19 protein-coding genes and 3 pseudogenes are annotated in these 23,879 nt (G+C 61.5%); 10 read left to right on the forward strand and 12 right to left on the reverse strand.

What is annotated here, in order from left to right; translation table 11 throughout:
- Positions 1-863: 863 nt before the first annotated feature.
- The 6 genes and pseudogenes from ATN84_RS07075 to ATN84_RS27235 all read right to left on the reverse strand — a co-directional run bounded on the left by ATN84_RS07075 (position 864) and on the right by ATN84_RS27235 (position 4,027).
- Positions 864-1,124, reverse strand: a complete 261-nt coding sequence (locus ATN84_RS07075; RefSeq protein WP_068880939.1) for a type II toxin-antitoxin system prevent-host-death family antitoxin — start codon at positions 1,122-1,124, stop codon at positions 864-866.
- A 63-nt stretch (positions 1,125-1,187) separates the two neighbouring features.
- Positions 1,188-2,129: a DUF2493 domain-containing protein gene (locus ATN84_RS07080; RefSeq protein WP_068881050.1), complete on the reverse strand. Its 942-nt coding sequence runs from the start codon at positions 2,127-2,129 to the stop codon at positions 1,188-1,190.
- Positions 2,130-2,444: 315 nt separating this feature from the next.
- Positions 2,445-2,651, reverse strand: a pseudogene (locus tag ATN84_RS25855) (toprim domain-containing protein); the annotation flags it as partial.
- Positions 2,650-3,597 (reverse strand): annotated as a pseudogene (locus ATN84_RS07085) (DUF7146 domain-containing protein); the annotation flags it as partial. The pseudogenes ATN84_RS25855 and ATN84_RS07085, both read right to left, overlap by 2 nt.
- Positions 3,480-3,749 (reverse strand): hypothetical protein, encoded by a 270-nt coding sequence (locus tag ATN84_RS28120; protein ID WP_425287380.1) that lies wholly within the window; start codon positions 3,747-3,749, stop codon positions 3,480-3,482. The pseudogene ATN84_RS07085 and the gene ATN84_RS28120, both read right to left, overlap by 118 nt.
- A gap of 116 nt (positions 3,750-3,865) precedes the next feature.
- A complete protein-coding gene (locus ATN84_RS27235; RefSeq protein WP_161939560.1) occupies positions 3,866-4,027 on the reverse strand; it encodes a hypothetical protein in 162 nt (53 codons plus the stop codon).
- Between the two features lie 215 nt (positions 4,028-4,242).
- On the opposite strand from ATN84_RS27235, the gene ATN84_RS07090 reads away from it, so the two are divergent.
- Positions 4,243-5,433, forward strand: a complete 1,191-nt coding sequence (locus ATN84_RS07090; protein ID WP_068880940.1) for a DUF1173 domain-containing protein — start codon at positions 4,243-4,245, stop codon at positions 5,431-5,433.
- A gap of 339 nt (positions 5,434-5,772) precedes the next feature.
- On the opposite strand, the gene ATN84_RS07095 is transcribed toward ATN84_RS07090, so the two are convergent.
- The 3 genes and pseudogenes from ATN84_RS07095 to ATN84_RS07105 all read right to left on the reverse strand — a co-directional run bounded on the left by ATN84_RS07095 (position 5,773) and on the right by ATN84_RS07105 (position 9,904).
- The gene (locus ATN84_RS07095) at positions 5,773-6,963 is read right to left on the reverse strand and encodes a hypothetical protein (RefSeq protein ID WP_068880941.1); all 1,191 of its coding nucleotides are present in this window, start codon (positions 6,961-6,963) and stop codon (positions 5,773-5,775) included.
- Positions 6,964-7,052: 89 nt separating this feature from the next.
- Positions 7,053-7,448, reverse strand: a complete 396-nt coding sequence (locus ATN84_RS07100) for a hypothetical protein (RefSeq protein WP_068881051.1) — start codon at positions 7,446-7,448, stop codon at positions 7,053-7,055.
- A 310-nt stretch (positions 7,449-7,758) separates the two neighbouring features.
- Positions 7,759-9,904 (reverse strand): annotated as a pseudogene (locus tag ATN84_RS07105) (ParB/RepB/Spo0J family partition protein).
- 481 nt (positions 9,905-10,385) lie between these two features.
- Here ATN84_RS07105 and ATN84_RS07110 point away from each other — a divergent pair.
- From ATN84_RS07110 to ATN84_RS07150, 9 genes are all read left to right on the forward strand, one after another.
- Entirely contained in the window at positions 10,386-11,900 is a 1,515-nt protein-coding gene (locus ATN84_RS07110; protein ID WP_068880942.1) for an MDR family MFS transporter, read from the forward strand.
- A gap of 343 nt (positions 11,901-12,243) precedes the next feature.
- Complete coding sequence (locus tag ATN84_RS07115) at positions 12,244-13,119, forward strand: DUF3313 domain-containing protein (protein WP_082766148.1); 876 nt, start codon at positions 12,244-12,246, stop codon at positions 13,117-13,119.
- A gap of 33 nt (positions 13,120-13,152) precedes the next feature.
- A complete protein-coding gene (locus ATN84_RS07120) occupies positions 13,153-14,313 on the forward strand; it encodes an HlyD family efflux transporter periplasmic adaptor subunit (protein WP_082766149.1) in 1,161 nt (386 codons plus the stop codon).
- Positions 14,310-15,470: an ABC transporter permease DevC gene (gene devC, locus ATN84_RS07125; RefSeq protein ID WP_068880944.1), complete on the forward strand. Its 1,161-nt coding sequence runs from the start codon at positions 14,310-14,312 to the stop codon at positions 15,468-15,470. Before ATN84_RS07120 ends, devC begins: the two co-directional genes overlap by 4 nt.
- Positions 15,470-16,156: an ATP-binding cassette domain-containing protein gene (locus ATN84_RS07130; RefSeq protein ID WP_068880945.1), complete on the forward strand. Its 687-nt coding sequence runs from the start codon at positions 15,470-15,472 to the stop codon at positions 16,154-16,156. The genes devC and ATN84_RS07130 overlap by 1 nt, the downstream gene beginning before the upstream one ends.
- Before the next feature lie 43 nt (positions 16,157-16,199).
- Positions 16,200-16,907: a methyltransferase family protein gene (locus tag ATN84_RS07135; RefSeq protein ID WP_082766150.1), complete on the forward strand. Its 708-nt coding sequence runs from the start codon at positions 16,200-16,202 to the stop codon at positions 16,905-16,907.
- A 132-nt stretch (positions 16,908-17,039) separates the two neighbouring features.
- Positions 17,040-17,768, forward strand: a complete 729-nt coding sequence (locus ATN84_RS07140; protein ID WP_068881053.1) for a response regulator — start codon at positions 17,040-17,042, stop codon at positions 17,766-17,768.
- Positions 17,765-19,186, forward strand: coding sequence for a sensor histidine kinase (locus ATN84_RS07145; RefSeq protein WP_244491013.1), 1,422 nt, complete (start codon positions 17,765-17,767; stop codon positions 19,184-19,186). The genes ATN84_RS07140 and ATN84_RS07145 overlap by 4 nt, the downstream gene beginning before the upstream one ends.
- A gap of 85 nt (positions 19,187-19,271) precedes the next feature.
- Positions 19,272-20,432: a patatin-like phospholipase family protein gene (locus ATN84_RS07150; protein ID WP_244491014.1), complete on the forward strand. Its 1,161-nt coding sequence runs from the start codon at positions 19,272-19,274 to the stop codon at positions 20,430-20,432.
- Between the two features lie 53 nt (positions 20,433-20,485).
- Here the strand turns inward: ATN84_RS07150 and metC are convergent, their stop codons facing one another.
- Genes metC through ATN84_RS07165 form a run of 3 tightly spaced genes read right to left on the reverse strand, consistent with a single transcriptional unit; the run spans position 20,486 to position 23,857 of the window.
- Positions 20,486-21,661: a cystathionine beta-lyase gene (gene metC / locus ATN84_RS07155; RefSeq protein WP_201026334.1), complete on the reverse strand. Its 1,176-nt coding sequence runs from the start codon at positions 21,659-21,661 to the stop codon at positions 20,486-20,488.
- 1 nt (position 21,662) lies between these two features.
- Complete coding sequence (locus ATN84_RS07160) at positions 21,663-23,237, reverse strand: rhodanese-like domain-containing protein (protein WP_068880948.1); 1,575 nt, start codon at positions 23,235-23,237, stop codon at positions 21,663-21,665.
- Between the two features lie 14 nt (positions 23,238-23,251).
- A complete protein-coding gene (locus ATN84_RS07165) occupies positions 23,252-23,857 on the reverse strand; it encodes a cysteine dioxygenase family protein (protein WP_068881055.1) in 606 nt (201 codons plus the stop codon).
- Positions 23,858-23,879: the final 22 nt, after the last annotated feature.

A 23,879-nucleotide genomic window follows, 5' to 3' on the forward strand; every position in this document is an offset into this window, starting at 1 on the left:
GATGCCTTCCATCGAGCCATCAGCCTTGGTGGTGAGGTTTGCGATTGTGGATGCCATTGTACTTCTCCTTCGGTTGCATCGGGACCATTCCCGATGGCGTCAAAGGAGAGGGCCGTCCTGCTGCGGTCACTCGGCATAAATCCAGGAAAATTCTATTTGCCGTGGTAAGCCGGCCGCACTTTCTCCAGGGCCCCGCTTGTGGGAGGGAAAGTGCCTGGCCTGCGGGCATAAAACCGAAATCGAATTTTCCTGGATTTTTGTCGAGCGTACCCCCAGCGGGGGTTGACCGCGGTAAGCAGGCGGTCCTCTACAAGGCGACATAACACGGGAATGAGCCGGATGTAACCGATGGCGACGCACACCAGGCCGCCACGATCCCGCTCTCCACAATGCACCATGATCGCGGGAGCGGCGGGATTCGCTACCCCGTCATTGCCCGTCGTCACCCGCGGTCAGAAAAAGGCGCGCGAAGGCTCTCCTGGTTACCCGTGCTCTTCAATAAGCCCCGGCGGTCGAACCCGGCGGCTGGTTCAGGACGGTCACGCCGGGGGGTCGAATACGTCACTTGTTCGGCGCGAAACGCCTGGAGCCGCCGCGATCTTCGACAATTCGCACCGCGCGGGCGGCAGGCGAGGCAACAAAGCCATCCTCTGGACTATCCCGGAATAGCACGAGCCGAACCGGCTCCCCGAAGGGCCGGCTTCGGGTTTGGACAGGCCAGCGCCACGGAGGTCTCCCGCATGCCAGTCGGGCCTCGTGCCTTGGACCTGTCCGCGCGGCCCACCCGGCGAGGATCGGCGCTCATTCCACCTTGCCTCTTTCCAAAGTATCTCCGATGGCTTTAGACGATGACCTGACCGGGCTCACGGCTCATCGTCATACCCCTCGCCGCGCGCCAGTCTGTCGGTCTCCGCGGCGACGAGCTCCTTGTGTTCCTCCGGCATCTCGGAGGCAAGATAAGCACGACGCGGGTCTCCGCCGGTGCGCATCCGCTCGTAGTGCTCGTAGCTCATCAACACGAAGCGGGGTTTCCCGTGCTTCGTGAGGACAACGGGTTCGCGGCTGGCGGCGTCGGTGACGTCGCCAACCTGCTTGTTGAGATCGCCTGTCGTGAAGTGCCGCATGCCGTACTCTTTTTGTTGGTCTCCATATGATCCATATTTTCCAGAATTCCAAGAAAACGGTGCTCACGCGCCGTCTCCTCCAAAGCGCCAGACCGGAATGCCAAGCCGGCGGGCCTTGTCGGCGAGGTTGCCGGTGATGCCGGAGCCCGGAAAGACCATGATGCCGATCGGCATGACCTGGAGCATGTCGTCGTTTCGCCGGAAGGGAGCCGCCTTGGCATGTTTCGTCCAGTTCGGTTTGAAGACAATCTGCGTCACCTTGCGGGTCTCGGCCCAGCAGGCGGCGATACGTTCGGCCCCTTTCGGCGAGCCGCCGTGCAACAGCACCATGTCCGGGAACTTTGTTCGGGCACGATCGAGCGCATCCCAGATCGCTTCGTGATCATTGTAGTCGACGCCACCGCCGAAGGCGATCTTGGTGCCAGCAGGAATGAGAACTTCCGTCTCGGCGTGGCGGCGGGCGGAAAGGAAGTCGCGACTGTCGATCATTGCCGCGGTCATGTTGACGTGGCTGACCTTCGAGCCGGTGCGCGGTCGCCATGCCGAACCGCATTGAGCTTCGAACAGGTCGGCCGCATAGTCGCGCATGAACTCGAAGGCGTTGCGGCGCTCCAGAAGCGTGACGCCTTCGGCGATGCGGCGCTCAAGCTCGACGCTCTTCACTTCGCTACCGTCCTGCTCGCGCTGGCCGATGCGCTGGGCATCCTCGTTGTGGTGGAGCTCGCGCTGGATGCGCTCGCTGGCGCGGTGGAACAGATTGACCGTCGACCACAGCAGGTCTTCGAGATCGGGCTCCAGCCGCGTGTCACCGAGCATCTCGAACAGCGCATCGAAGACCGTGGTTAGCGCGGACTGGATGACTGGCTCCTCGGGCAGCGGACGCGGATCTGGCCCGTCCTGGAAGGGGCGATGGCCATAAATCTGCATCTCGTAGATGAAGCGGTCGGTCGGGGAGGATGAATGGTGGGGCTCGAAGGCGTCGTCGAGGGGCAAGGTCAGGTTCATGATGATCTCCATCGGTTGCGGCCGCGCCTCTCGCGGCCTGACGGCGATCTCTGTTCATGTGGGGGCGGGCCGGAACCGCGGCGCCTTGCGCCGCGGCCCAGCGAAGCGCCGGGCGGGAACAAGAGGGTTTCTTGACCCGCGAGGAGCGCCGGCTCTGCCGGCGCGGGGAAGAAACCCGACTGACCCGCTGAAGGCCCGCCCCCGCATGGTACGAGGCGCCTTCCGGCAGGCCGCAGGCGCCCGCTCACCGACGAGGACCGGCAAGAACCGGCCTTACCCCACGCCGCGTATCCCTCGCTTTTCCGTACGGCCGGTTCAGGCAGAGAGGAAGGCCAGCGCGTCTTCGGGAACGAGTTGCGCTCGCAGATGCGCCATAAGCCGGTCGGGGCCGAGCCGACGCAGGTCGTCGTTGAAGTCGCCGAGCTCCGGAGCGAGCACGAGCGGCAGGATCCCCGCCGCCTGTGCGCGGAGGCTCAATTCCTCGATGCCATGCCTGCCGGCGGCGTCGGCGTCAGCGGCGACCGAGCCGACGCAGGTCGTCGTTGAAGTCGCCGAGCTCCGGAGCGAGCACGAGCGGCAGGATCCCCGCCGCCTGTGCGCGGAGGCTCAATTCCTCGATGCCATGCCTGCCGGCGGCGTCGGCGTCAGCGGCGATGTAGAGACGCCGGCATCCGGCCGGAAGCCGGAAGGCGGCGAGGTGATTGGCCGTCAGCGCCGAGACCATCGGCATGCCGGGCATCACGGTGACAAGCGACAGCATGGTCTCGAGTCCCTCGCCCGCCGCCATTACCGGGACGGGACCATGGAGGGGGAAGCGGAAGCGCACGGCATTGCCGAGCAGGTGGCCGAGCGCGCGGCGGGGTGTGTCAACCTTCGCCTTGCCGACGCTGTCCGGATCGGTCCCGGAGAACCCAAGATAAGTGCGATGCACGCCGGTGATGGAACCGGAGGCATCGGTCACGGCGGCGATCAGGGCGGGAAAACCGCCCATTCGGCCGGTTGCGAGATCCCGGTAATAGCAGGACGGATGGAACCGCAGGGCCGGATGCAGGGAGGCCCGCGGGATGGCGCGCTGTCGCAAATAGCTGTCGGCAAGCGTTCCCGCGAGCGGCCGTGTCATACGAAATAGACGTCTCGCCCGCTCGGCCGCCGGTCTTTTGACCGGCGATGGATCGGGGGCGTCGTCCCCACGGGACGACGCCGGTTCGGATAAAGGGAGGCTGAGGAAGCGCCGCGCCTCATCGGCAACATCGCGGAAATCCACCAGCCCACAGGTTTCCCGCACAAGATCGAGCAGATCGCCATATTGCCCGGTTGCGGCATCTGTCCACCGACCCTTGCGGGGGCCGCCTAGATGCACATAGAGTGAGCGGCCTTCATTGTTGGCGACGTCGCCAACGACCCAGTAATTACCGGCTCTGCGGCCGGCGGAAAGATAATGCCGACAGACAGCCTCGGCATCGCGCGCACTAGATGCACATAGAGTGAGCGGCCTTCATTGTTGGCGACGTCGCCAACGACCCAGTAATTACCGGCTCTGCGGCCGGCGGAAAGATAATGCCGGCAGACGGCCTCGGCATCGCGTGCGAGACAGTCCGCCAGATCCGTGGCGGTAAGCATGAAACATCTCCTTCGCGACCAGCTAAAGATGTCGAGCAGGCGATGACGCTGAATCAGGCTGCAAAGGATCGCCGGCCACTCCTTCCTCGACACGAAGAAGCGCCACGCCAGGGCGATCATCCTGGTTGAACCGGCCGATCGATCCCCGACCGGTCAAGCGCGGGTTGCCGGGACTGCCTGGTGGTGAGAACCTCCATCCAGCCAACCCCCAGATTGCAGCAATGCCGGGTAAGTTCGGCGGCGGCGATCATAAGCGGCTGATCATGTCGATCGCTCATGAAGGGCTGCCGAAAGCCGCACCTCAGCTCTGATCCAGCCTCTTCCTTGTCCGCCGCTTTCTCACATTCACGTCGGTGTCGGACCGTGCCACCCGTCCTTCCGGCCAACATCGACTATACTGGTAAATTTCTGATAGTCTAATCGATACCGTCCGTGTTACATCGATCCTAATATGGTCGATGTTACCTCTTGACCCGGCGTGAGGAGGAAAGAGATGCGAAAATTCACGATCGGCGAGCGGACGCTGAATGAGAGCTCACCCGAGCTCGAGGAGCTTCTTCCCTCTGCCTATGAGCAGCGGCTACGACCGCTGTGCATGTGCATGGAACCGCCCGTTCCGATGTATATCGCGCGGCTGGACGGGCAGCATCTCGTCAAGCGCATGCCTTTAACCGGGCGCGACCATGATCCTTCATGCCCATCCTATGAGCCGCCGTACGAGCTATCCGGCTTGGGACCACTGATTGGCAACGCGATCCAGGTCGATGCAAGCGGAAGGGCCGACCTGAAGCTGGACTTTTCCCTGACGAAGAGAGGGCCTCGGTCATCGCCAGTTGCTTCTTCAGAACAATCGGAACCGGGCATCCGCGGTGAAGCGAAGAAGCTCTCGTTGCGGGCGATGCTGCACTATCTGTGGGACGCTGGAGAACTGACTGAATGGCGCTCCACCTGGACCGGCAAGCGCGGTTGGGGCCGGGTGCGTAACAGCCTTCTCAACGCGGCTTCGCTGATGACAGCAAGGGGCGAGCCCCTGAACGACATGCTCTTCGTTCCCGAGGCTTTTCATTCCGAAGACAGGGACGGTATCGGCGCCCGCCGGGCGGCTGCGCTCAAGGGCATACAGACAACTGGCCCGGGCCCGCGTAAGCTGATGCTGATCGTGGCTGACGTGAAGGAGTTCGCCACGGCACGGGAGGGGCACAAGATCGTTGTTCGGCATCTGCCATTCCCCCTGATGATCGACGACGGCGCATGGGGACGATTGACCGCACGTTACGAGGCTGAGCTGGAGCTCTGGCGCTCGAATGAAGGTTTCCATCTGATCGCTATCGCGACGTTCGGGATTTCGGCCGCTGGCATCGCCTCGGTCGAGGAGATCGCGCTGATGGTGGTCAACGAGCATTGGCTGCCTTTCGAGAATATCAACGAGCTGCGACTGCTTGAGAAGCTGAGCTTTCTCAAGCGCAAGAGCATCAAGGGATTGCGCTTCAACCTGTCGCGCGAGCAGCCGATTGTGTCGGTGACGCTGCCGGAGCACAAACCTGCCCCGGTCGCGATGTTCATCGTGCCCGCGGCAGCCAGAGACGATTACGAGCATGCGCTCGCGGATATGATTGAAGCGAGACCGGAGATTACGCCCTGGGTCTGGAGAGTAGCAGATGGCGAGATGCCAAAACTCCCCTGAGCCCCGGAAAGGGTTCCGATTTCAGCCGCCTGACGTTGCCGTGGCGATGCAAACCCTTGACGCCGTCCGTCGTCGAATTCGAGAACCGCGCGGTCTGACCCGAAGAAGCCGCCCCACCTGGGGAACATCGATCTGAACGCCGTGGCGCGCCAGGTCCCGGTCGAACAGATGGTAAGCGCTCCAACACGACGACGGAAACAAGCCCGGCCCCGATCGCGCGTTGAAACCCGCCGACATTGCCGGCCGACCGCTGTTGCCTTTGCAAACAAGAAAAGTGCCACCGCCTGGAAAATCCGTGCGGCGGCGATGACTTCGGGCCAAGAGGCCTCTGGGAAACGCTCAGGCCGCACTCTCGAGCAGCTTTTTAGCCTTGCCTTCGAGTTCCAGCCGCGTGTCCTGATGAGCCTTGCCGCGTGCCAGCGCGGTGATGCCCTGCACGAAATCGAACACGCTCTCCGGCGGCCTGCCTTCTTCGAAGAGCACCGTCTCGATGATTTTGCCGGTTTCGACCCTGGAGAAACCACGACGGCGCAGGAAGGTCTGGCGGTCCTCGTCGTTGCGCGCAACGATGCGTTCGCGCGCGGCATGGATGCCGGCGATGAAGGATGATGGCGAGGAATTGGCAAAGTTCGCAAGCGCTGGTGCCGCTTCGTGGGCGAAGCGGTGCGCGGCAAATTTTGAGTGCCGGATGGTGATTTTCTCGAAATTTTCCGTGCCCCACAAATTGCGATTGGCGCAGACGGCGCGCAGATAAAAGCTCGCAATTCCCAGCGTTTTGGAGCCAACCTCGCTGTTCCACGCATAAAATCCGCGGAAGTACAGATCCGGCTCGCCATTCGGAAGACGGCCAGCCTCGATCGGGCGCGTGTCGTCGACCAGAAATACGAACACATCCCTGTCCGAAGCGTAAAGCGTCGTCGTATCCCTCGTGATGTCCACAAATGGGTTGTGGGTCATTGTCGACCAGTCGAGTACGCCCGGCACTTTCCAGATCGTGTCGCCTGTGCCGTTGCCTGCGATATTCATCACGGCCGAGATCAGCTCGTGATCCCAAATGCGGCCGTACTCGGGACCCGTCACCGCCCGCAGCGCGACACGACCGTCATCCATCACCAGCGTCTTCACCGACTCGGAGCGATTATTGAGGAGACCGTGCTGGAGATTGATCGCCGCGAGCGGTGCAGGCAACTGGCGCATATAGTTGGAAGGAGCGCCGATCAGGCTGCAAAGCTGTCCGTAGCTCCAATGCGTGGGCGCGAGCGGCTGGTGTTCGCCGGGAACGATGAGGGAGATGCGCTCGGCATTGTCGCGGGTTGCTTCCACGCGGATCGCGGTGCTTTCCACCGTCCTGGCGCGGGCGTGGGCGGCCCGGGACTTGACGGCTCGATGGAGCTCGCCGAGCGACAGATATCGCTCGTCGTCGGGACGCGAGAACCACTCGGAAGAAACGCGACCGATGCGCTCGCCACGCGATATGTCAACCTTGAAGCCGGCGGGCACCGGCATGGAAGTGGAAACCATGGTGTTCATGATGAAAGCTCCTGGGAGAAAGAGTCCGACTGAACGCGTGCGCGGCAATCGGGCTGGGAGGTGGACAAGGATGGGTGAGTTGAGAGGCGTCAGGCCGTGTCACCGCGCATCGGTGTTGCTTCGATCGCTCGCCCGATCCCAGTGATGGCGCGAACACTGGCGGCGAGCGCGGGAATGTCGTCGAGCAGATGGAGCTCGACGAAATGTTTGAGCCCGCCGGTGAAACCCTTCCGCCCCTTACAGGTGCGGATCAGGATGCCGTGTCCAGACGCCAGACCGAACTGCCCAACCTGCAGGTAGAACTGCTCGTGGTACAGCGTGATCTCACCGCTGACCGCGATGCCCGCTTTGTTGGACCGGATGTCGTAAGATGCGCCAGCAAGACGGAGTTCGGCCGCCAGCTTTTTCAGCCGGGAACGGGCGGTGGAATGGAAGAGGCACTTCTGCCTGTCGTCATATGAGCAGGATTGTGTCCATTGAAACATTTGCATGCTCCTCGAAATGGCCGCGACCCGGTCTCCTGCCGGAGCCGGGTCAAGTGGTTTGAATTGATGCTGAAAGAGGCCGCTTTGCCGTACGTCCCGGGTTTCATCTTCGTTGCCGGTAAGACCAGCGAGATGACCGATCAGGCTGCGGGACGGCCTTTTCCGCAGCCCCACCCACCGATCAGCGGCAGCGTGAAGCCGCCCCGACGGCATTGAGGATGAGCGGCGCGGCCACGCTTATTCTCCTTGTCCGGATGGCAAGACGGCGCCGGGCACGGATCCGGACCTGATTTGAATAGACCGAGGCCGGTTATTCCGCGGCGCCGAGATGGCGATGTCCTTCGCGGTCGTCATCGTCCGCGGCGTTATCCTCGCCTTTGACAGCCTCGGCCAGGAATAGCGGCAGGTCGGCATTTACCTCTTCGAGGGTACTATCCGCGATACCTCCGCCCTGGCTATTGCCGGGGTGGACTCCAGACGTCGCATCGACCGCCAGGCGTAACGGTCCGGGGAGCCATCCGCTGTCTTCCAGCAGTCGGGCGGCTTCGCGCGCCATATCCGGCTTCTTGAGATGATCGATGGATTGCGCCGATTGCTCGCCCCTGGCTTCACGGACAGCTTCCAGGATATGCGCTTTGGTTACGCGGCCGAGATAGTTATCGACCGTCGGCCTCCAGCCTGCCTCGATCATATCGAAACCGATCAAGCGTGCGATCTGATCAGCATGGGCGAGCGCCGCCGGCCGGTGGTCCCACGGATGGATAACGGCATTGAGCGACAGCGAAACACAATGGGCGAATAGCGCCTGACGGCTGGCATCGTCGAGAGCGACCAGATAGTTCCACACATCGCCGGCCACTTTTGGCAGATCCTGTCCCCATGCCTCGTGGCGCTGCTCGATCTCCTTTGCCCAGACCGTTTCGCCGAGCCCCTGCGTCTGGCCGAACGTTGCACTCCGCAGCGTGACGTCCAGGCACGTGTCCGAGCTGTAGATGAAGAAGGTCTTCAGGACGAAGGCGTGTAGCGCGGCGACAAAGGCCATTATCGGATCGTTGGCGAGTGCGTTCCTGAGCGCGACAGTGCGTGTCGCGGTCAGATCCAAGATGACGCGATCAGCCAAGGGTCGGATCTTGTCATCTTCTTCCTCGATCGGCTCGATGACAACCGGCTTGCCTGCGATCGAGACTCCACCGGTCATCGATGCGGTGGCGGCGTTGCTGCCCTCGCCATGATCATCCCCCGCATGGCTGTCATCGGTTTCGATGACGGCCTCGTCTTCGGGACGGATGAAGCCGCGTTCGATCTTGAGTTCGCCGCTTGCGCTCAAGGAAACGAAGACACCACCACACGCGACCTCTTCGGGGTCAAAAACACAAGGGCGCTCATTCAGCTGATCCAGCTCATTGCCCAGTTCCTCAAGCCGAGCCTCGGCTTCCTCGGAATATTCGGTCGCCTCGGCATACTCCGCATCGAGCCTGTCGTATTCCGGCTTCAGCTTGGAAAAGCGGGCAAGCTCGTCCGCGGTGAATGCGGCCGGCTTGCCGTAGAGGCGGCGCAAACCCGATGCATGGCCGTAGGGGAAGTCAATCGCGGCATCGACCCATCTCCAGCCCTCGTCGGCCTTCAGCGCCTCGGCGTCGGTCTTCAACTTCTCGAACACGAGTTGCTCAAGCAGTGCCGGATCCTGGAGCCAGCCGCCATTATCCTCATCAAATAGGTCACGCATGACAACACCCCCCGCCGCCTCGTAGGCCTCGATGCCGACATAGACGGCGCGTCGGTCGGCGGCGTGCACCGCGGTTTCGGTGAGCAGCCGACGGATGTAATACGGCTCCCGGACATGCGACCGCGTCACCGTATCCCAGACCTGTTCCTGGCGAACGTGGTCGTCGGTGATCGAGAAAGCCAATTACCTGCTCGAGTTTCATCTCGTCATTTGCGTAGAGCTCGAGCAGGCATGGCGAGACCGATGCGAGCCGAAGGCGCTGGCGTACCGTCGAAACGGGGACGAAGTAACGCGCAGCGATTTCCTCCTCGTCGAGACCCTGGAGGTGCAAGGTCTGGAAAGCACGGAATTGTTCGAGAGGATGGAGCTGGAGCCGATGAACATTTTCGGCAAGTGAATCGTCTTCGACCGAAGTAACGCCTCCGCGCTTGACGATGCAGGGTATCGGTTCCGTCTTTGCCATACGCTCCTGCTTGATCAGCAGTTCGAGAGCGCGATAGCGCCGGCCGCCGGCGGGCACCTCGTAACGTCCGGTTTCCTCGCCATTCTCACGGATGATCGGCCGAACGTTCAGGCACATGAGAAGTCCACGCAACACAATATCGTTGGCAAGATCCTCGATGGAGACGCCCGTCTTGATGTTGCGCACGTTCTTCTGTGAGAGTTCAAGCTTGTCGAACGGAATGTCTTCGGACCGGTCGAGGGTAATTTTCTGAATGGCCGTTGCCATGTCGTTTCTCCGTAGCAGGCCGACTGGAGCCTCTCTCCAACCTTTCAACCCGCTGCGAAAACTCCCTCCCCCCTCTCCCTTTGTGCCGCCGCTCCGCAACGCCCGCCGCATTCCCGCAAATTAGCCGCCGCCTCCTGCCGACACCCGTCAACGAGCCGTCAGGGAACAGGAAAAGAACAAGCGGCACGCAGACTGATTTTGCCTATCCAGAGCTCCCCTGCGATATCGTCCCGGTCCTCGCGTGATTTTCACCCGATCGACCACGGGCGACGATCAATCCGGGACATTCCTCAACGAAAGCCGCCTTCCGTTAACGAAGCGGGAACCGAAGGAATGACGTCTGATAAACATGTTTGATAAACATACAGCGCAATAGATTATTCAAACATATTAGCAACATATTAGCTAAGTATATCCGGTAAAACTCGCCATACCTTGCATTTATTCTGAACAGCTACGCAAACGGTGCTTAAGACTATTCATGGCTATTGCGAAAACGAAGTCATCCCGAAAACCGGCCCAGCCCTCCAGTAAACCGGCACTGACCTTCGCGGAGACGCGGGCCATCATCCTGGGCATCATGCTCGCCATGCTGCTGGGCTCGCTCGACCAGACGATCGTGGCCACCGCCATGCCGACCATCGGGCAGGATTTGGGCGACATTCACCTCCTCTCGTGGATCGTCACTGCCTATCTGCTGACCGCGACGGTGGTCACGCCGCTCTACGGCAAAATGGCCGATATCGCGGGACGACGGGTGACGCTGCTCGTCTCCGTCGGTCTCTTCATTTTGGGATCGATCGCCTCGGCGCTTGCTCCGAACATGGTGGTGCTCATCCTCGCCCGCGCCTTGCAGGGCCTTGGCGGCGGCGGCCTGATCGCCCTGCCCCAGACGATCATCGCCGATGTTGTCTCGCCGAAGGAGCGCGGACGCTATCAGGGCTATATCGCCGCGGTATTCATCACGTCGAGCATCGCCGGCCCCTTGCTGGGCGGCTTGATCGCGGAGCATCTGCATTGGTCGATGATTTTCTGGATCAATGTTCCGCTCGGCCTTCTCGCCTTCTGGATGACGAGCACGCTTTTGAAAAAGCTGCCGCATTACGAGCGCCCTCACCGTCTTGACCTCCTGGGTGCGGCGCTGATGGCCACCGCGGCCATATCGCTGATGCTGGCGCTCAACTGGGGAGGGCTCAGCTATCCCTGGGGTTCGCCGCTTATCCTGAGCCTCTTTGCGTTCTCCGCCGCACTCTGGATCACCTTCATCTGGCGGCTGAGAACCGCGCCCGAGCCCCTCATCCCCGCCGAGGTGCTGGCCAACCCGATCGTGAGGATGGGAACCGTCGCTGCTTGTTTCTGCATGGGTACGTTCATCGGGCTGATCATCTATCTGCCGATCTACCTTGAGACGGTCTACGGTTTCAGCCCGAGCGCGTCGGGTTTTGCCCTGATGCCGTTCATGGTGAGCACGATGTTCGGCGCGGCGGGTACGGGCCGCATGATGCCGATCGTCACGCATTACAAGCGCATGCCAGTGATCGGCCTCATCATCGCCATCCTGGCGCTCGCCATTCTGGCCGCCATGCCGAAAAGCCTCCCCGTCATCGCACTCGAAATCGTCCTCGGCATCGCCGGTATAGGGCTAGGCACGGTTCTGCCCGTCGCCACGGTCGCGATCCAGAACGCGGTGGCACCGCATCAGATGGGCACGGCCACCGCCACCATGAACTTCTTTCGCTCGCTGGGCGGCGCGCTCGTGGTGGCGGGCTTTGGCGCGATCCTCCTGGGCGGGCTTCCCGCAGGCGCCGCCAGCCACATCACGATGGAGACACTTGCGCAAAGCTTCGTCGCCCATGGCCTCGATGTCGCACTCGTTTACCGCTGGGTCTTCGCCGCGGCGGCCGCAGGTCTTCTTATCGCGTTGATAGCCCTCATCGCCATGGAAGAGCGGCCCTTGCGAGACCGTGTGCAGGAAGCGCCGATGGGGCTGGAATAAGTCACAAGCGTGCGCTGCTCGATGCCATGGCCAAGACCATGCTGGAACAGCATGCCCCGATCCCTCCCGCGACACGCGCGGACTGGCGGGTGTGGATGCTGGACAATGCGCGAAGCTTCCGCGGGGGCCTGCTTGCGCACCGCGACGGCGCGCATTCATGCCGGGACAGGGCCCGGGCCTGACGTTTCTGAAGGTAATATCCGTTCGCGTCAGTGAGCAACATCACTTAACATTTCAAAACCCAATCTAATCAGGGGGTGTGAGACCTCATTCCTGCAGCAGGCAGAAGTGGTGCGGTCCGAAACGGAGTGTCATCGCCTTCTCCTTTTAACAGGAACACGAAATGTCACATTCCCGTATTGGCCTGGCAGGCGACCTGCCGCGGCGCCGGTCTATCGGCGCCATCCATCTTGTATGGCCTCTTGCCTTGATGATGGGCGGCTGCGCCAACGTGCCGCTCGATCAGGCGAACACGCTGGCTTCCTATGACGGCTTGACCTCGAATAACGGGAAAATGACCAAGGCGAAATACAAGGTCGCTCCCGCCGATCTGGCTTCGCTGAAGACGATCTATATCGAGCCTGTGGCGATTTCCCCCGCCGCCGCGCGATCCGTCAAAAAGTCCTCGGATCAGGGTCTGGTGGCCAATGCACTCGGCCGCGCGCTCTGTGTCGGCGTCAGCGATCGTTATACCGTGGTCGATTCGCCGGAAAACGCCGATATTACCGTTCACGCCACCGTCACGAATATCGTGCCGACCAATGCCACCGTCGCCGGCGTGTCGGCTGCCACCTCGTTCGGAGCAGGGTTCGCGACATCCGTTCCCGTTCCGAGAATACCGATAGGGCTTGGCGGGCTTGCGGTCGAAGCGGAAGCGACGTCGCGGGACGGCCGACAGCTGGGTGCAATGGTCTGGGCCAAGGGTGCGAAGTTCATCGGCGACGATGCACGCGCCTCGCAGGTAGGAGACGCCTATTCGCTCGCCTCGAAATTCGGCGATGATTTCTCCAAGATGCTCGTCAAGGGCAAGTCGCCGTTCAAGGGGTTTCCTGTGAGCCTGCCCTCTGGGCAGAAGCTTAAATCCAATCTAGGCGGAAAGCCGAAATACGCCGCTTGCGAAGCATTTGGCCGCTCGCCCGGCTTGATCGACATGGCCGCCTCACAGGTCGGTGCGCCGCCGTCATGGACCGACAAACGGCGTCCGGTGCAGGGTAAATAAGTTTTGCACAATCTGAGAAGAAAAGCCGCGCCAATGCGTAAGATGGGCGAGGATGGTATCGTATTGCCGCTGGAAAACCCGGGAAAGGCGGCGGCTCAAAGCCCCGCCGTCCCGGCGGAACGGCGGGGTCAAATATGGCTCCGGCGCTTGGCTCTGGTAGCGCCGTCGCTGGGCGTCGGCCTCATGGCGGGCCTTTATTCGCAGCCGGGCAGCATAGATCCGGTCCATACCTCCGATGTTCCGGCCCTTGGGCAGAACCTGGCCGCCGCCGATGTCGTCGCGCTCGGCCGCCTCATCCCGGATGGGGGTACGCTGGCGGTGGCGCTTCCCAGTGGTGCGGGAGATGCACGCATCGCCCGGCTGCTGGTGCCCGAAGGCGACCGTGTCGATGCCGGACAAATCCTCGCGGAACTCGACAATCTGCCGCAGCTCCTTGCGGCGAAACGAAGTGCGGAGTCGACACTTGCAGCACAAGTCGCCGCGCTTGCGCAGGTGAAAGCCTCGACCGTGGCAAGCCTCGCGGAGGCGCAGGCCGCCCGCGCTTCCGCCGAAGCGGCGCTCGCTCTGGCGAAGCAGGATCTCTCCCGCCTCACTCGGCTGGCCGAAAGCAAGGTGACGACCCAGGCGCTGCTCCAGCAGGCGCAATCGAACGTCATCAAGGCGACGGCGGAACTGGGTCGCACCGCCGCGCTCGTCGAGCGGTTCAACGGCGCCGAGAGCGGGAATCAATCCGACATCGTGCTGGCGGCACGCAATGTCGATCTGGCGCGCGCCAATCTTGCCCGCGCCGATGAGGATCTGGCGGCCTCGCGGGTTGTGGCGCCAAGGGCGGGAACCGTTCTGGAAATCCGTGCGCGTGTCGGCGAGAAACCGTCCACCGCCGGTATCATGACAATCGGTGATGTCGAGCGGATGACCGCCGAGCTGGAAGTCTACCAGACCGACGTCAAGAAGGTCGCGCTCGACCAGACGGTCAGCATGACGGCTGAGGCGCTGCGCGCGCCATTGACCGGTAAGGTCATCAGGATCGGGCAGATCGTCGGGCGCCAATCGGTGATGTCCAACGAGCCCGCCGCCAATGCCGATGCCCGCATCGTTCTGGTCACCGTCGCGCTCGACGCGGAATCTTCGGTCGAGGCTCGCACCTACACCAATCTCGAGATCATCGGCAGGATCGGAACGAACGCCGAATGACCCGCCTGCTGCAACTTGTGTTCCGGCGCATACCCATCGGCTGGCTGCAACTCACACACAACCGTGCGCGTCTGTTCGCGGCGGTGGCCGGCATCGCGTTTGCCAACCTGCTGGTCTTCGTCCAGCTCGGAGTGGTGGCATCGATGACCGGCACCATCGAAATGACCTATGCGCCGTTTCGCGCCGATATCATCATCTCGCCGCTGCGCCAGCAGCTCGTCAATGGCGAACTGGTCTCGCGCCGGGTTCTCTATATAGCGCTTGCGGATGCAGCCGTGGCCGACGCCACCCCGCTCTATATCGGCAATGCCGATTGGAAGCAGTCCCCCAGCACGACCAAAAGCCTGATCGTCTATGGCATGAAACCCGAGGCCGTTGCTTTCGCGGGCGCAACGGTCGGCAACCAGCTCGCAATGCTCGCGCCTTTCGGCCACGTCCTCATCGATCGCGAAATCGCCGGTATTGACCAGCTCGCGGAAGCCGGAAAATCCCCGCCATTCGAAATCAATGGCCATACCGTTCAAGCCGTGGGCAGTTTCCAGCTTGGCAGCGGGTTCGGTGCCGATGGCGGGCTCTTCGTCTCGGACCAGACATTTCAGCAGCTCGTCCGCCAGCGCAGCACGAGCACACCAAGCCATGTCCTCATACAGGTGAAGCCGGGCGAGACCCCGGCAATCGTCGCCGCGCGCCTGAATGCGCGCCTTGCTCCGGAACAGGTGCAGGTTCGCACCATGTCTCAGGCCGTCGCCGACGAAATCAACTACATGAACACCGAGGCGCCGATGGGCATCATCTTCGGGATCGGTGTCTTCATCGGCGGCTTGGTCGGTCTCGTCATCGTCTATCAGGTGCTCGCATCGGACGTCGCCGCCCATATCAAGGAATATGCCACCTTCAAGGCGATGGGCTATCCGCACCGCTTCCTCCTCGGCATCGTTCTGGAGGAGGCGTTGATCATGGCGTTTCTGGGCTTCGTGCCCGGCGTCATATTGGGGAGCGGCGCCTATCAGATCATGGCGGTGGCGACGGGCCTGCCGCTCGGCATGACGCCGGACCGTGCATTGGCCGTGCTCGCCGGCACCTTCGTTGCCTGTGCGGTCTCGGGTATGCTCGCGACCTTTCGCCTTCGCAGCGCTGAACCGGCGGATTTGTTCTGATGATGACAGGCAGGGAACCTTCCATCCGGCTTCAGGGCGTCAATCATTGGTTCGGCTCGGGCGAAACCCGAAGACAGGTGCTCTTCGACATATCGATTTCGATCGAGCGCGGCAGCCTGACCGTCATGCGCGGCCCCTCCGGCTCCGGCAAGACGACCTTGCTCACACTGATGGGAGCTCTGCGCAAGGTACAGGAAGGCTCGATCCGGCTTCTCGGACAGGAATTGCATGGCGCGAGCGAGGCGGCGCAGGAGATGTTGCGCCGCCGGTTCGGCTTCATCTTTCAGGCGCATAATCTGCATGAAAGCCTGACCGCACGTCAGAACACACTGATGGGGCTTGAGGTGCATGGTCCGGGCGGCGATGCGGCCAAGCAGAACGCCGCGGCGGTCCATATTCTAACCTCACTCGGCCTCGGCGAGCGTATCGATTATCTACCGGAAAAGCTTTCCGGTGGACAAAAGCAGCGCGTCGCCATCGCCCGCGCGCTGGTATCAAACCCGGAGATCGTTTTCGCCGACGAACCAACCGCCGCGCTGGACAAGGAAGCCGGGCTCAACGTGGTGCGCCTTCTCAAAACGTTGGCTGAGACGCGCGGCACCTCGACGGTGATGGTGACCCATGACACGCGCATCATCGATCTTGCCGACATGATCATCACCATCGAGGACGGGCGGTTGGCATGACGCATGGAAACCAGCATTAACATTTCTCAATCCAACGACACACATGATAACGGCGGGCCAAATTAACATGGACCCCATCAACGGCACTCGAATGCCGTTCGCACATATGGGAAATATCATGGCCACCTTGCCTACCTCCGCGCACGATCTCGCCCAGATCCAGTCCCGCCGCAAGACGAGGATCCGTCTTGCCGTGCTTCTCTTTTCACCCGTTCTCCTCTTCACATCAGGCGTTTTCGAGCCAGGCTCATGGCAACGCGAAGCCCTGGAGAGTACCGGGCTGCTGATGGTTTTCGTCGCCATTCTCGGCCGCGCCTGGAGCACGCTTTACATTGGCGGCCGGAAAATCGATCATCTGGTCACATCAGGCCCATATTCGGTTACCCGCAATCCCCTTTACTTGTTTTCATTTGCCGCCGCCGCCGGCCTTGGCGCCCAGACCGGAAGCATTACCATTGCGCTGGTGCTGGTTCTTGTCGCCTACGCAATATTCTGGCCGGTGGTTCAGCGCGAAGAAGCCGCTTTGCACGAGATACACGGCGAATCCTTCGAATTGTACCTTAAATCCGTTCCTCGTTTCGCGCCTCGATGGCGTTCATGGAAAGATGCTCACCAGCTGGAGATCGATCCGAGCCGGTTGCGACAGACGGTGCTCGACGGGCTGATCATGCTGGCTTTGGTTCCCCTGATCAGAAGCATCGGCTGTTTACAGGCTTCGATCCCCAATTTACCGGTCCTGGCCCTGTTCTAAAACGCAACGTCGCCGTTCGACCCGACAGAGCGGCAATAACAAAATTAAACACAATTATTGCTGACAATCAGGTTTGGAGACGGGATATTCTTCAATCGGGCGGCGACACAAATGGCTGAACTCATGAATTCAATGGCATATAATGGCCTCACCCCGGCCCGAATTCTTATCGTCGAGGATGATCGGGATATCGCGGGTATGCTGATCGATCTGATGAAGGAGGCCGGTTACGTCGCCGAGACCGTTCGATCGGCGGTCGAGATGGACCGCATCCTGAAAAAGAAGGAATTTCAGCTTATCGTTCTGGACGGGATGCTGCCGGGCGAGGACGGCTTCAGCATATGCAGGAGGGTCAGGGCGTCCAACACCGTCCCCATCCTCATGCTGACCGCGCTGACGAAGGAGATAGACAAGGTCGTCGGGCTGGAATTGGGCGCCGACGACTATGTCACCAAGCCGTTCAATTCCAGAGAACTTCTGGCAAGGATAAAAGCGCTTTTGCGGCGCTCATCCTATCCGGTTCCGGTCAAGCCCAGCCAGGAAGTCATGATTTTCGCCGGTTGGCGGATCGATCCGGTCACGCGCGAGTTGATCGATAGCGACGGTGTCCATGTGTCGCTCACAACGGCGGAATTCGATGTGCTGCTCGTGCTTTGCCGAAATCCCCGACAGGTGATGACGCGGCATGAGATCCTCGTGCACACCCATGCCGGCTCCGCCGGTCCGGTCGAGCGCAGCATCGACGTTCACATTAGCCGGATCCGGCAGAAAATCGAACCGGATTACAAGAATCCGACATTGATCAAGACCGTACGTCTGGGCGGCTACATCTTCACGCCGGAAGTGGCGATAGCGCCATGAACTCCATGATCGACCGCTTCCGCAAGGCGTCAATACGGCTGCAGTTCATCGTCTTCGCGGCGATTCCCATACCGACGATCATCATTTGTATCATTGCAATTCTACCGGAGCCGTTCATCTTCCAGAATGAAAAAGCTCTTCTGGCCAAGGGTGCCCAGATCGAGCTGCTCGTGACCCAGCTTCGTCACGCCAGAAATGAATCCGAAATCGAAAATCTGATACGCTCCAGCGCGCCACTCGGACTTGAGTTGAAAATTGCGCCGTGGAGCGATATTATCGGCGAAAGGGATCGTCAAGACGATCACCTCCTTTCGGATGAGCTGCGCAACCTCCTGCCAGCCGATTTCGAAGCAATCGTTCTTGAAAATACGTCGGAGGGTCAAGGACATAGTACGCTCGCGGTTCACCTCGACGCGCGGCGCGCCCTCGTCATCGGCTTCTCCGGCGCCGATGTCTCACCACCGTTGTTCGGCACCATCATAGAGGTCTCCGTCAAGATCCTCATCCTGATGCTGCCGATGATCGTCCTGGTTCTCTATATCAGCACCATGATTACATCGCCCCTCGTCCGGTTCGCCGACGCGGCGGGGCGATTGCGCCTGGATGGCGATGAGGAAGAGGTGTTTTCCGCCGAAGGCGCCAAGGAACTTCATACGCTTGCGACGTCGCTCAACACCATGAGACGCCGTATCCGCAAGATGGTCGATGACCGTACGCGGATGCTGACCGCTGTAAGCCACGATCTGAGGACGCCCCTGACGCGCCTCAAAATGCGGGTGGAGCGCTCCAAGGACCCGGCTTCGCGGGAAGCGATGCTCGCGGATATCGACATGCTCACCGGCATGATCGAGGAAAGCCTGCAATATTTGAGCAGCAATGCCACGATCGAGCCGCTCAAGAAGGTCGATATCTCCAGCCTGCTGCAAACGATCACATCGGAGTTTTGTGATCTGGGACATACCGTCTACTATACTGGTCCCGAGCGGTTTGGGTATCTGTGCAGGCAAAAAGCCCTCATCCGCGCTGTCACCAATCTCGTTGAGAATGCGGTGCGATTTGGCACGATCGTGGACATCGAGCTCAGCGGCAATAACCAGGGCGAAACGGTCATTGTCGTAAAAGATAACGGCCCTGGACTCGAAGACGGCTTTCACGACAAGGTTCTGGAGCCGTTTTTCAAGGCTGACGAGGCGCGAACATCAAGCGCGAATACCGGTTTCGGTCTCGGACTTTCGATCGCGGATGAAATCGTGAAAGGCCACGGCGGCTCACTGACGCTCACGAACATATCGCCGCATGGCTTATGCGCAATTTTGGTGCTGCCGCCGGTACAAGCTCATTCGCAGCAAACCTCGCCTTTGCCGCAACGGCAAGCGAACCTGCCTCGAAACGCGGCGCTCCAGCACAACAACTCTTAATAACACAAAACCCAAGGCAAACAGCCGATCTGAATTGATATCGCCCAACGCAATCGAATATAGGGCGGTGAATTTGGATAGGCTGGTGGGAATCCTGATGCTGGCGTTTCTTGCCGGCTGTCTGGCGCCGGACCGTGTGGTTTATGGGCCGAAAGCCGCGGCAAACGCCACTATTGAGGGATTTGGCGATATTCGCATCTATGCCGATACGAGCCGGCAGCTTCCGGAAGAACGTGAGTGGCTTCCGATCCCCAGAGACAAGGACGTCAACTATCTCGTGCTGTCCGGCGGCGGCTCCGGAGGCGCCTTCGGCGTCGGGGTGCTGAAGGCCTGGTCGGACAGAGGAGAGCGGCCGGAATTCGATATCGTCAGCGGCGTCAGCACTGGTGCGCTGATGGCGCCTTTTGCGTTTCTCGGACCTACCTATGACGACATGCTCGTCGAGCTCTATACAAGCGGCGTTGCAAAGGAACTGGTCGATGCCGATTTCCTGCCGAAGGGCCTGCTCGGCCCAAGCCTTCTCAAACAGGCGCCGCTTCGAAAAATGGTCGAACGGCATCTGACGCGTGAAGTCATGGCGAAGATCGCCGCGGAGCACCGCAAGGGACGGCGTCTGCTGGTTTTGACGTCCAATCTCGATTCCTTAAGAGCCGTGGTCTGGAACATGGGCGCCATCGCCGACAGCGGCCGGCCCGACGCACTGAAGCTCTTCCAGGACATCATCATCGCGTCGGCAAGCTTACCCGGCATTTTTCCCGCCGTGCTTATCAAGGCGAAATCCGGCGGCCAGGAATTTGAGGAAATGCATTCCGATGGCGGTTCGGCCTCCTCGATTTTGACGATCCCCGAGGGATGGATGACCAATCCGGCGAAGAGCGCCTGGCCCAAGGGCCACCGGCTAAACATGTATATCATTGTCAACAACGCGCTCATGCCGGAATTCTCAACGACAACGAACAACACGTTCGCCGTCATGGCCAGGGCGAGCTCCGCCCTTATCAGGGCACAGACACGCAGCGCGCTGGTGGCCACTTACCTCTATGCCCAAAGGACCGGCATCCGGGTCCGTGTCGCCTCGATCGATACACAGATCCCCTATAACGTTACCGATCCATTCAACACCGACTATATGCGCGCCGTCTTTAACCATGGATATGCGAGACTGGCGAGCGGCGGCTTATGGAAGGACAAGCCCTTGTTCGCCGACGAACTCGCGGTGGCGCAGCCAGTGGACGTGACACGGTAATGAAATGTTTCGCAATGGCTCGTGTCGAAGCAGTTCGCCGTCGTTCGTCCTTTTCAGAGGGTCGCCAGCGCAGCTTCGAGATCGTTGATCAGGTCATCGATATGTTCAAGCCCGGCATGAAACCGTACGATTTTCGCCTCTTTCGGATAATCCAGCAGCGAGGCACGATTACGCTCGGGGTCGATGGGCATGGCGAGGCTTTCAAACCCGCCCCAACTGCTGCCTATGCCGAACAATGTCAGCCGGTCGAGCAGTACCTCGGCGTCGAAACCAGGGGCGAAGACGACCGAAAGCAGCCCATTGCTTCCCGAGGCATCACGCATCCATATCTCGTGGCCGGGATGGCCGGGTAGCGCGGGATGCAGCACGCCCAGAACCTCCGGGCGCATGGCAAACCATTCGGCAAGCCGCAGTGCGTTGCCTTCGTGGCGTTCGAGCCTCAGCGACAGGGTGCGGATACCGCGCAGCGTGGCATAGGCTTCGTCGGGGGCGAGCGTCTGGCCGGTGACATGCACCGCCTTGCGCAGCCGGGCGGCCGCGTCGCCGCGGGCGCTGACCGCGCCCATCATCACGTCGGCATGGCCACCCAGATATTTCGTCCCCGCGATGATCGACAGGTCGCAGCCCAGCTCGATCGGGCGATAGAGCCATCCCGAACCGTAGGTGTTGTCGGCCATCACCAGAACCCCGGCGGCATGGGCCGAGGCGCAGAGCGCCGGCAGATCCATCACCTCGAATGTCTGCGAACCTGGGCTTTCGACGAAGACCAGCTTCGTTTCGGAACGCAGGTGCGAGGTGATATCAGCCGTGCCGCATGGAAAATAGTCGAAGCTCACCCCGTATTCCGAGAGGATATCCTGGCAGAAGGTCCGGGTCGCCCCGAATATCGTATCGACCATGAGCAAGTGGTCGCCCGGGCGCAACAGCGCCGTAAGCGCGGACGAAATCGCGGCGACGCCCGACGGGAAGAGCCACGCGCCTTCGGCCCCCTCGAGATCGGCGATCGCCTGCATCAGCGCATGGGCGGTCGTGGTGCCGCGACGGCCGTAAGACAGCACGCTGTCGTCGCTCTCGCGTCGGCGCTTGGTGTCGCGGTAGCTTTCAACCGTGTCATGCAGGATGGTCGATGCCCGCACGATGGGCGGGTTGGCCGGGCCGGGATGCGCGGGCTGGCCGTAATGGCATAGCCGCGTCTCACGACGCAGGCTGTTTCTTGTATCGGCGCTCATTTCAGACAGTCTCCCGCTCCGTGGCCATGACAGGATTAAGCACGCCGCGTTCCTGTGCGTCGAGCTGGTCGAGCAGGCCAAGCTCCCATGCCAGGTATTGGCGGGCGGACTCAAGATTGTCGTCGTGCCGGTCGTGCACGAAGAAGAGGAAGTCGATACATGCCTCCTCGGGCGGTGTATAGGGTGTCGAGACCACTTCGAGCCCGGCGGCGCGCCAATCCTCGGGGCCGCTCACATTGCCCGCGACCTCCGTTGCGCCCAATTCGCGCAGGCGCTGCACGACACCCGCGACAAGCGCCGCGCTGCGCCCGATGACGAGAATTGGACCCTGCGCCATTTGCTCGGGGAGCCGTGCGCGGGTGACCCACTCAGCCCCCGCCACATGCGCGGCGCGGTAATCCATGCTCCGGCTCGCATCGAGCAGGCGAAGGCCCGGCCGCGTGGTGACTTCCGAAAGCGGCATCCACGGCGCGAACGCCATCTGCGGACACGGTTCCGCCCCCCGGGCCGGGCCCCTGGACGCGTCCGCATCCAGCAGATAGACCTCGTGTCCCATGCCCTTGAGCCAGATCGCCGTCGAGGCGGCTCGAAGCCCAATATCATCGCTCAGCACGATGCGGGCGTTGCGCACCGCGAGGTACTCGTCGGTCGCCTGAACGAGCTGGCCGCCCGGCGCGTGGCGCGCACCATCAAGATGGGCGGCGAGATATTCCTCTTCGGTGCGCACATCCAGGAGGTACGTCGTGCGTGTTTCATCGGCCATCCAGCCGGCGAGCGTCGCCATGTCGATGCGCGAAAGTCCGAAGCTGCGCACAAGCTCCGCGCTCCGCGCACGCGCAAGCGCCACCGATGCACTGCCGAGCTTGGGCTGCGGGTCGGGCCTGCGCCCGTTTTCGAGCTCGAAGCCGGACAGGCGCCAGCCCTGCGTGCCGTTGCGCAGCGCAAAGACGGGGTTCTTCAAGCCGAGATTGCGCAGCGACTGCGCCCCGATGATCGACCGGGTGCGCCCCGCACAATTGACGATGACGGGCGTGCTCTCGTCCGCCACCAGTTCGGGCAGACGGTAACCCAGCTCGGCATTCGGGCAGGAGCGTGCGCCGGGCAGCGACATCTTGTTGAACTCCTTGGGTGAGCGGCCATCGAGCACGACCAGCGATGCGCCGGCTTTTTGTCGCGCGTGCAGGTCTTCGGCCGAGATCGAAGGCGTTCCGCAGGCATGTTCGACCAGTTCGCCAAAAGTCTTCGACAGCACGTTCACGCCCTTGAACAGCGTATATCCCGCCGCCGCCCAGGCCGGCGCCCCACCCTCCAGCACCAGAAGGTTGCCATATCCCAGCGCCGCCAGCCTTTCATGGGCGAGCCCGGCCACGCCGTCGCCGTCATCCATCAAAATGCAAAACGTGTCCTTGCGCGGCACCAGAATGGGCGCCCGCTCCTCGATCACGCTGTAGGGCGCGCTGACGCAGAAGAAGGGATGACCTTCGCCGTACTGCCCGTGTTCGCGGATGTCGAGGAATGCAAATTCCCCTTCCGCGCTCAGCAGGGGCTTGAGCGCGGTTGCAATTATCGTCTTCATCGAGTGAGTCCTGCTCAGGTCCTGGTTTTCACGCCAACCGACATGATCTTGTAGGTGTCGGTCTCGATATCGAAGGCCTTGCGCTCCAACAGCGTCTCGAGCGGGCGGTCGTAGAAATGAAGGTGGCGGATGATCTGGTCGCCGCGAATTTCCACGCTGTGGATGTCGTCGGGCATCAACGCAATGGACTGGCCGGGCGCGATCTCGACCACCTCACGGATCGAGAGCTTCGCATGGCCTTCCTTTGAACCGTCATCCTCGCGGGTATAGAGCGTGTTGTGCTCGCTGCCCTCGACGGCGGCGATGCAGGCCCAGACGGTGTGATCGTGCGGCGGTATCTTCTTCCCGGCGCGCATCACGTTGAGATAAAGCGAAATGCCCTGTGGCCCTTCGGAGCCGATCAGGTAGCGGGCCTGTTTCTCGTCACCCTCGGGTGGGGCGTAATCCGCCGCGCTCCAAAGCTCCTTGCGATCCGCCAGCGCCTGCACCTCGGCGCGGATCTTGTCGAGCAGCGCGCGGTCGAGCGGTGCGCGATCGAGCAGAGCGCGGGTGCCGGTGAGCAGCGCCCGCACCTGTTTCTCGCGGGCAGCCGCGATGGCGGTACGGTCGGAATTGGACATGGTCATGTCTCCTTGCATGGGG

It is taken from the genome of Paramesorhizobium deserti (genome assembly GCF_001558695.1).
GTDB lineage: Bacteria > Pseudomonadota > Alphaproteobacteria > Rhizobiales > Rhizobiaceae > Paramesorhizobium > Paramesorhizobium deserti.